Source organism: Micromonospora sp. 15K316 (assembly GCF_004348525.1).
GTDB lineage: Bacteria > Actinomycetota > Actinomycetes > Mycobacteriales > Micromonosporaceae > Micromonospora.
The window spans coordinates 1-8,230 of record NZ_SMKG01000249.1 but is presented as its reverse complement, the minus strand read 5'-3'; the positions used below and the strand labels follow the sequence as shown (position 1 = coordinate 8,230).

At 73.3% G+C, this 8,230-nt stretch carries 11 protein-coding genes; 6 read left to right on the top strand and 5 right to left on the bottom strand.

Annotated features, from left to right (window positions below; translation table 11 throughout):
• The first annotated feature begins 129 nt into the window (after positions 1-129).
• Entirely contained in the window at positions 130-678 is a 549-nt protein-coding gene (locus E1211_RS28290; protein ID WP_132352651.1) for a general stress protein, read from the top strand.
• An 86-nt stretch (positions 679-764) separates the two neighbouring features.
• Here the strand turns inward: E1211_RS28290 and E1211_RS28285 are convergent, their stop codons facing one another.
• A complete protein-coding gene (locus E1211_RS28285; RefSeq protein WP_207915540.1) occupies positions 765-953 on the bottom strand; it encodes an AlpA family transcriptional regulator in 189 nt (62 codons plus the stop codon).
• An 88-nt stretch (positions 954-1,041) separates the two neighbouring features.
• Here E1211_RS28285 and E1211_RS33575 point away from each other — a divergent pair, with 88 nt between their 5' ends.
• Complete coding sequence (locus tag E1211_RS33575; protein WP_371686210.1) at positions 1,042-1,479, top strand: hypothetical protein; 438 nt, start codon at positions 1,042-1,044, stop codon at positions 1,477-1,479.
• On the opposite strand, the gene E1211_RS28275 is transcribed toward E1211_RS33575, so the two are convergent.
• Positions 1,467-2,063 (bottom strand): DUF1684 domain-containing protein, encoded by a 597-nt coding sequence (locus E1211_RS28275; protein ID WP_132352645.1) that lies wholly within the window; start codon positions 2,061-2,063, stop codon positions 1,467-1,469. The genes E1211_RS33575 and E1211_RS28275 overlap by 13 nt on opposite strands.
• 53 nt (positions 2,064-2,116) lie before the next feature.
• Positions 2,117-2,677: a GNAT family N-acetyltransferase gene (locus E1211_RS28270; protein WP_243709730.1), complete on the bottom strand. Its 561-nt coding sequence runs from the start codon at positions 2,675-2,677 to the stop codon at positions 2,117-2,119.
• 145 nt (positions 2,678-2,822) lie between these two features.
• Here E1211_RS28270 and E1211_RS28265 point away from each other — a divergent pair, with 145 nt between their 5' ends.
• Together E1211_RS28265 and E1211_RS28260 are read left to right on the top strand one after the other, a co-directional pair.
• A complete protein-coding gene (locus E1211_RS28265; RefSeq protein ID WP_132352643.1) occupies positions 2,823-3,305 on the top strand; it encodes a MarR family winged helix-turn-helix transcriptional regulator in 483 nt (160 codons plus the stop codon).
• 9 nt (positions 3,306-3,314) lie between these two features.
• A complete protein-coding gene (locus E1211_RS28260; protein WP_132352641.1) occupies positions 3,315-4,301 on the top strand; it encodes a pirin family protein in 987 nt (328 codons plus the stop codon).
• A gap of 100 nt (positions 4,302-4,401) precedes the next feature.
• Here E1211_RS28260 and E1211_RS33755 read toward each other — a convergent pair whose 3' ends face one another.
• Together E1211_RS33755 and E1211_RS28255 are read right to left on the bottom strand one after the other, a co-directional pair.
• The gene (locus E1211_RS33755) at positions 4,402-4,530 is read right to left on the bottom strand and encodes a hypothetical protein (RefSeq protein ID WP_256371339.1); all 129 of its coding nucleotides are present in this window, start codon (positions 4,528-4,530) and stop codon (positions 4,402-4,404) included.
• Positions 4,531-4,903: 373 nt separating this feature from the next.
• The gene (locus E1211_RS28255) at positions 4,904-5,665 is read right to left on the bottom strand and encodes a hypothetical protein (RefSeq protein WP_207915539.1); all 762 of its coding nucleotides are present in this window, start codon (positions 5,663-5,665) and stop codon (positions 4,904-4,906) included.
• A gap of 378 nt (positions 5,666-6,043) precedes the next feature.
• Between E1211_RS28255 and E1211_RS28250 the strand changes: the two genes are divergently transcribed.
• Together E1211_RS28250 and E1211_RS28245 are read left to right on the top strand one after the other, a co-directional pair.
• On the top strand, positions 6,044-6,868 hold the full coding sequence (locus E1211_RS28250; protein WP_132352639.1) for a SigB/SigF/SigG family RNA polymerase sigma factor: 825 nt from the start codon (positions 6,044-6,046) through the stop codon (positions 6,866-6,868).
• A 159-nt stretch (positions 6,869-7,027) separates the two neighbouring features.
• On the top strand, positions 7,028-8,230 hold a 1,203-nt coding region (locus E1211_RS28245; protein WP_256371340.1), incomplete at its 3' end, for a helicase-related protein.

Below are 8,230 nucleotides of genomic sequence, written 5' to 3'. Positions count from 1 at the left end.
GGTTCGGGCGGCGACCGGTCCCCTACCCCACGGCGTGCAACCCGCAGGCCTGGGCCAGCGGGGCGCCGCTGCTGTTCCTGCGTACGCTGCTCGGGCTGGAGGCGGTCGACGGCCGGCTGGCGATCCGCCATACCCGGCGGTGGCCTGCTCCCGTCCGGCCCGGCGGGTCCGGCGGCGGCGCCCGGCGACGGGCACGGCCCGGAGGCCGGGCCACCGACCGTGACGATCGGCGCGTATCCGGACTACCAGACCGCCCAACGGGTGGTGGACTACCTGGCGGACAACAGGTTCCCGGTGGAGCACACGGCCATCGTCGGCACGAACCTCACCCTGGTGGAGACAGTCCTCGGCCGGATGGACACGGGACGGGCGGCGCTGATCGGCGCCGGCACCGGCGCCTGGTTCGGGCTCTTCATCGGCCTGCTCTTCGGCATTTTCACGGTGGGCAACTGGCTCGGCGTGATCGTGGTGGGGCTCGTGGTCGGCGCCATCTGGGGAGCCATCTTCGGCGCGGTGGCGCACGCGATGACCGGCGGGCGACGGGACTTCACCTCGGCGAGTTCGCTGCGCGCCGGCCAGTACGCCGTCATCGTCGACGCGACCCTGGCCGACCAGGCCCGGCAGCTGCTCGGCCGGCTCAACCTCACGCAGCCCGCACCCACACCCGAGACGCGCTGACCGGAGCTACGCCGGATCCCGCCGCCGACGCCCGCCGCGGGTCCGTCGCCGCGGGATTCCGGCGGGGCCCGGATCAGGGCATCGAGCTAGCGATCCGCCAGGTCGGGCCGGTGCTCCCGTATCCACGCCTCGACATCGGACTTCCGCCACACCTTGCCCATGGCGAGCACAGCGACCGGCTCCGGGAAGTTCCGTTGATTGGCGATCACGGAGGCGCGCTGCCGGGACACGTTCCCCAACATCTCCCGAATCTCGGACACGCCCACCAGGTCCATACGTTGACGATGGCAGCGGCCAGCAGACACGATGGCGACAACTACGCAGATCGTTGACGTAGACAACAACCTGCATCACCATTGGGGCATGAAGCGACCCATCGACGAAGGCCGCGTGCCCGCCCGGCCCTACGTGATGCCGCCCCGGCCCGAACCACAACGGCACCCGGCGCGACTCGACCCCCACCGGCCACACCTGCCACGGCGGCCGCTCTGGAGATGCCGGGTGTGCCCGGACCTGGACTGGCCGTGCCCACCCGCCCGGCTGCTCCTGGCCGTCGAGTACCGGCGCAACCTCGCCGGGCTGGCGGTCTACATGGGCCAGCAGTTGGCCGCCGCCCTGGAGGATCTCGGGCGACTCGACACGGGTGGCCCACCGGACGGGAACGCCCTGTACGAGCGGTTCATGACGTGGATCGCGCGCAAGCGGGAGGTCCCCCTCGACCGGCCGCGAGCGGTCGACCCGGGGGCCGGGCGGTGCGGGTGCGCGCCGCCGGACCCCGGACCGTCACGTCAGCCGTCGTGACCGTGGTACGCCAGCTCACCGGCGGTCAGCGCCACGTCGACCCGGTTCTCCTGCGGGGCGAGCGGGCAGGCCCAGCGGTCGTCGTAGGCGCAGGAGGGGTTGTAGAGGTAGTTGGCGTCGAGGCGGACCCGATCGCCGGGCAGGAGGGTCAGCCCCCGCCCGAAGGTGCCCTTCACCGTGTCGGTCAGGTAGCGACCGCCGCCGTAGCTCTCCCGGCCGCAGGTGGCGTCGCGTACAGGCACGAAGAGACCGCCTCCGTACGCCATGATCCACCAGAGCGTGAGCGGGCCCCACGGCGTCTCGGCGACGGCGACCCGCCGGTAGCGGATCACTCCGTCCGGACCGCCGGTGTCGATCTCGATCTCACCCTCGGCGGGCCGCAACGGCGCCTCGACGACCGCCGAGGGGTTCGGCGGGTGGTACCGCAGCCCGGTGAAGGTGGCCCGGTCCTGCGGCGGGACGGGGCTCTGCGGGTGATCGGCGAAGAGACGGTCCCGTTCCGCACGGAAACCGGGCAGGTCGAGGTCGGAGAGGTAGAGCTGGGCGATCCGTTCCCGCCAGTCGAGCAGTTCGAGGTCGTTCACCCGACGAGCCTAGTCCGCGCCGACGGCGGGGCGGCCGGACCGGCGCAGACCGGTCAGCCGGGCCACCGCCCCGCGGTGCCGGCCGGCCAGGGGTCGGTGGCCAGGCGGGCGTGCATGTGCTCGTCGTGGCGGCGGCCGTCGCCGTACCGGTAGGACTCGCGCAGCGTGCCCTCGGCGCGGTAGCCGGCTCGTTCGGCGACGCGGCAGGAGGCCGCGTTGGCGGTGGCGTGGCAGAGCTGGATTCGGTGCAACGCCAGCCGTTCGAAGCCCCAGCGGGTGAGCAGGTCGACGGCGCGGGAGGCGACACCGCGACCGCGCGCCGCCGGGACGACCCAGTAGCCGATCTCGGCGTCCTCACCGTGGATGCCGTGCAGCGACACCGAGCCGAGCAGGCTCCCGTCGCGCTCGTCGGCCACCGCCAGTGAGACGTGGTCGCCGGCCGACCAGTCCGCGCGGCGGCGCAGCCACCGTCGCGTCGACTCCTCGTCCACCGGGCCGCCCTGCGGGTTCCACCGGGCGATGTCCGGGTCGCGCAGGGCCGCCTCGACGGCCGGGAGATCGGCCTCCAGCCAGGGTCGGAGCACCAGGCCGGGGGCGGTCATCTGCTGGTCCACGCCGGAAGTCTGCCAGGCCCGGGCGGTGCCCGGCGTGCGGGTTCGTTAAAACCTGCAACACCCTGTCGAAGACGCCGAACCCCCACGGGGTGATCCAGCAGACAGCAAGATTGTTTAATTTTTAAATAGTGCTACTGTTACTGCCGTGACCGAGAGCCTGGACAGCAGCCGACTCGCCGCCTGGCGGGCGTACATCGAGTCCAGCCAGCGGCTGTTCACGCAGCTGGAGGAGGACCTGCGCACCGACAGCGACCTGAGCTTCGCCGACTACCACGTGCTGGTGCTGCTCTCCGAGGCGCCCGGTCAGCGACTGCGGATGGGCGAGCTGGCCGGCCGGCTGGTCTTCTCCCCCAGCCGGCTGACCTACCAGATCTCCTCCATGCAGCGCCGGGGGTTGGTCAGCCGGGAGCCCTGCCCGGACGACCGTCGCGGCAGCCAGGCGGTGCTCACCGCGGCCGGGCTGCTCACCCTGCGGGAGGCCGCGCCCCACCACCTGATCTCGGTGCGTACCCACCTCATGGACGACCTCGACGACGACGAGGTCGCCTGTCTCACCCGGATCTTCGAGCGCCTCGGTGACCGCCTGCGGGCGGCCCGGGACGGCTCGACCGACCACGCCACGAACTAGGAGCCCCCGATGCCCGCGATCACCGTCGACGACGTGCTCGTCCTGCCCCGCCTGCCGCAGCTGGGCGAGTCCACCACCTTCCGGCCGGTCCGCCGGCTGACCACCGCCCCCAGCGGCTTCGAGGGGGAGGGCTTCCCGGTGCGGCGCGCCTTCGCCGGCGTGCCGATGAACGAGCTCGACCCGTTCATCCACCTCGACCAGATGGGTGAGGTCGACTACGCCCCGGGCGAGCCGAAGGGCACCCCCTGGCACCCGCACCGCGGCTTCGAGACCGTCACGTACATGATCGACGGGATCATGGACCACCAGGACTCGAACGGTGGCGGTGGCACCATCACCAACGGCGACACCCAGTGGATGACCGCCGGCAGCGGCCTGCTGCACATCGAGGCTCCGCCGGAGCACCTGGTGGTCAGCGGTGGCCTGTTCCACGGCACCCAGCTCTGGGTCAACCTGCCCCGCGCGGCCAAGATGAACGCGCCCCGCTACCAGGACATCCGGGGCAGGGAGGCGGCGCTGCTCACCACCGCGGACGGCGGGGCGCTGATTCGGGTGATCGCCGGCGAGATCGCCGGCCACCGCGGCCCGGGCTCCACCTACACCCCGATCACCATCGCCCACGTGACCATCCAGCCGGGAGCCCAGGTGGACATCCCCTGGCAGCCGGAGTTCAACGCCCTGGCGTACGTGCTCAGCGGGCGCGGCACGGTCGGCACCGACCGTCGGCCGTTGCAGATCGGGCAGCTCGCGGTGCACGGCCCCGGCGACGCGCTGCGGTTCACCGCCGACGCCCGGCAGGACGCGCACACCCCGGCGCTCGACCTCTACCTGATGGGCGGCCAGCCGATCCGGGAGCCCGTCGCGCACTACGGACCGTTCGTGATGAACACCCGGGAGGAGCTGGTCCAGGCGTTCGAGGACTACCAGGCCGGCCGGCTCGGCGTCATCCCCGCCGAGCGGCTGCCGCACACCGGCGGCGAGGGCGAGCGCCCCTGATCCGCGTCGCGCCCGGCGGGGCCTGCCGCTCCGCCGGGCGCGAGGTCACGGGTCACCACCCGTGCATCGGTCACGCGGGCCCGGCACGCCCGGGTACTGGTCAGGAGACGGCGAAGATGCCGGCGAGGCCGAGGAGCACCATGACCAGCACCGCTACCAGCGCACCCCGTTCGCCCTCCACCGCCGGCTCGCGGTGCTCGGTCAGGGGGTTCGTCGTCTCGCGGGGCATGGTCTGGCCTCCTGGATGTCTCGCGCCGATCAGGACGGCCGGCCACGGCACCGGGTACCGGCCGGCGTTGGGGCCCACGGCGGGGGTCCTGCCGTGAGACGGGAGCCGACCTCCGGGGCGCGGTGCCGGGATCCGCACCGCAGCCGGACACGCCGGCCCGCACGTGACGGTTACCCGCCTGGACCGGCGGAAACCTGGTCGGGCCGGTGAATCACGACGCGCCCGCGACGGTCCGGGACATGCGGACTTCCATCGACGGGCACCGACGCGACCGGGTCGGGGCCCGGCGGACCGACCCGGCGACGGACCGACGAATCGGCAGGGTGAGCGGTACGCCGGCGTACGAGGTCGGCGCGAGCGGACGCGCTCGTCGTCAGCGGCGTACCGGGCGGTGCACCACGCGGGTGGTCGGCCGGCGCACGGCGGCCGGCGAGACCTCGACCCGTTCACCCGCACCGGCGTCACCGGGCTGGACGGTCAGGCCGCCCGGATAGGCGAAGGAGGCCCGGGGCGAGTAGAACCCGGCGACGATGGTCAGCGGGTTGGCCGGGCGGAGAGCATAAACCGGGTGCTGCGGCTCCAGGAACTCCACCGACTCGACCTCGAAGGGCGACACCGGCTCGACGAGGTACGGGTAGACCGAGCTGAGCAACTGTCCGTCCCGCCGGGTGAGGTAACGACTCTGCCCACTGTCGATCACGTGCCCGGTCTCCCCCACCCGGCACCGCATCCGGATCACCGGCACCCCGTCCAGCTCGGTCTCGGCGAGGAGGGTGCCGGCGCGGACCTCGAGCGTGGTGCGCCCGGGGTACGCGGGGAAGCCTCGCATGCGGACGTAGCCGAGCACTCGCTCGGTCGAGGTGACGTAGTGCGTCCACCAGCCGCCCGGGATGGTGCCCCCGGGAGCGTCGACACCGTCCAGTGACGCGCCCAGGTAGGTCAGGTCGTAGGCGCCCAGCCCCGAGGTCTGGCTCGCGTCGTCCACCACGCACTGGCCGAGAAAGACACGGCGGTCCGCCTGCGGGCGCAGCCCGGCCGGCACCAGCGCGGCGACCGCGTCCGGATCCGCGGGCAGCCAGCTCACGTGGAGGACGCGACTGTTCACGACGAGCTGGGGAGCAGCGGGGTCGAGCACGGCGCCTCCGTCCGGTGGGTACGAGGCGACGTTACGGCTGGTCCCGTGCGGGGGACAACGACGGAATGACGACAGTAGGGCCCTGGTGTCGGGTTTCATGTTGACCGCTCGGCCGACCACGTCCCGTCGTACGGACCATGCCCGACGGACGCCCAGGTGGCCGCGTCGGCCCGGGTGACTGCCGGTAATGCCCCTCACATCCGCCATCTCGACGCCCGAGTCGATCCCATTCCTCCGGCTTTAGTCCGTTAAGTGCATCAGCCGTTCGGCTAGATTTTCGCTGGACCATCGGGTTAGGGTGTCTACCGAACGGCCCAATCGAAGCTAAGACGAAGCGTCACGCCTTAATCCGCGGACGAGGTGCAGGGAGGACCACCCATGACCGCGCCAGCGATCAAAGAGCACACGACGAGCACGTCCCCCGCGACGACCAAGCTCGACCCGCGGGCACTCTCCGACAGCGCCACCGACCTGCTCAACGCGATGGCCGCGCTGCCCGCCAACCACCCGTCGCGTCCCGCCCTGCGGGACAAGGCGATCGAGGCCTGGTTGCCGCTCGCCAACCACCTCGCCCACCGCTACAGCGGCCGGGGCGAGCCCACCGACGACCTGGCGCAGACCGCCGCCGTCGGCCTGATCAAGGCGATCGACAAGTTCGACCCGTCCCGCGGTGTCGACTTCGCCGGCTACGCCATCCCCACCATCATCGGCGAGCTCAAGCGCCACTTCCGCGACCGCACCTGGGACATCCGGGTACCCCGGCGCCTGCAGGAGCTGCGACTGGCCATCTCCGACGCCAACAGCACCCTGCTGCAGAGCCTCGGCCGATCCCCGACGGTCGCCGACATCGCCGCCCACCTCAAGCTCACCGAGGAGGAGGTGCTGGAGGGCCTGGAGGGTGCCCGCGCGTACAACGCGGTCTCGCTCTCCACCCCGACCGGCGACGGCGACCGCGCCACCGAACTCGGCGACATGCTCGGTGGCGAGGACGGCGAGTTCGAGCTGGCCGAGCTGCGGGTCGCCCTCGGCCCCGCCCTCGCCACCCTCGACGAGCGCGAACAGAAGATCCTCACCCTGCGGTTCTACGGCAACCTGACCCAGTCGCAGATCGCCGAGCAGATCGGGGTCTCCCAGATGCACGTCTCCCGGCTGCTGGCCCGGGCGTTGACCAAGCTGCGCGGGCAGCTCGACGGCACCTACTAGCCGCCAGGGTTCCGATGACATCCACCAGGGGGTGATGGCACCGATGGCCGGGTCCGACGGACCCGGCCATCGGTGTGTTCGCCGTCGGCGCCCCGGGCCGACCGCGCCTTCGGCGGATACCGTGCCGGGCCACCGGCGTCGCCGGTGCGAGACTGGGCCGTGCTCTCCGACGTACGCCTGGACCTCCCGGTACGCGCCGTGCTGCCGGCGGTCGTCGCGGCGCTGCGCCGCACCGGGGCCGGAGTCCTGGTGGCCCCGCCGGGCACCGGCAAGACCACGCTCGCGCCGCTGGCCGTCGCCGAGCGGGTCGACGGCCGGGTCGTCGTCGCCGAACCCCGCCGCGTCGCCGCCCGCGCCGCGGCCCGGCGGATGGCGGACCTGCTCGGCGAACGGGTCGGCGACCGGGTCGGGTACTCGGTCCGCGGCGACCGGCGGGTCGGGGCGCGGACCCGGGTCGAGGTGGTCACCACCGGTCTGCTGGTACGTCGACTGCTGCGCGACCCCGACCTGCCCGGTACCGCGGCGGTGCTGCTCGACGAGTGTCACGAACGCCACCTCGACGCCGACCTCGCGCTGGCCTTCTCGGTGGAGGCCCGCAGCGCCCTCCGCCCCGACCTGTGGCTGCTGGCCATGTCCGCCACCCCGGAGGCCGACCGCTTCGCCGGCCTGCTCGGCGGTTCCGACGAACCGGCCCCGATCGTCCGGGCCGACGCGGCGCTGCACCCGGTGACCCGGATCTGGGCGCCTCCGCCCCGGCCGGTGCCCGCGCCCGGGGCCGGCCCGGTCGACCGGGCCCTGCTCGACCACGTGGCGGCGACCGTCCGCCGGGCGTTGCGCGAGCACGACGGCGACGTGCTGGTCTTCCTCCCGGGAGCCGGCGAGATAGCGTCCGTCGCCGGGCGGCTGGCCGACCTGCGGGACACCGTCGACCTGCTCCCGCTGCACGGCCGGCAACGGGCCGGGGAGCAGGACGCCGCGCTGCGCCCCCGATCGGCCGCGCCCGGCGACGCCGCGGGCACCCGCCGCCGCGTGGTGCTGGCCACCGCGGTCGCCGAGAGCAGCCTCACCGTGCCCGGCGTACGGATGGTGGTGGACGCCGGGCTCGCCCGGGTGGCCCGGCTGGACCTGGCCCGCGGCCTCGGCGCGCTGGTCACCGTGCCGGTGTCCCGGGCCGCCGCCACCCAGCGGGCCGGCCGGGCCGGCCGCGAGGCGCCCGGTCACGTCTACCGCTGCTGGTCCGAGGCGACCCACGCGCGGCTGCCCGCCCAGCCGGAGCCGGAGATCGAGACGGCGGATCTCACCGGCTTCGCGCTCGACCTGGCGGCCTGGGGACAGCCGGACGGCACCGGCCTCGCCCTGCCC

Coding starts and splice junctions, on each gene's coding strand:
- E1211_RS28285 (WP_207915540.1), bottom strand. CDS start 953: ATGGACCTGGTGGGCGTGTCCGAGATTCGGGAGATGTTGGGGAACGTG.
- E1211_RS33575 (WP_371686210.1), top strand. CDS start 1,042: ATGAAGCGACCCATCGACGAAGGCCGCGTGCCCGCCCGGCCCTACGTG.
- E1211_RS28260 (WP_132352641.1), top strand. CDS start 3,315: ATGCCCGCGATCACCGTCGACGACGTGCTCGTCCTGCCCCGCCTGCCG.
- E1211_RS33755 (WP_256371339.1), bottom strand. CDS start 4,530: ATGCCCCGCGAGACGACGAACCCCCTGACCGAGCACCGCGAGCCGGCG.
- E1211_RS28250 (WP_132352639.1), top strand. CDS start 6,044: ATGACCGCGCCAGCGATCAAAGAGCACACGACGAGCACGTCCCCCGCG.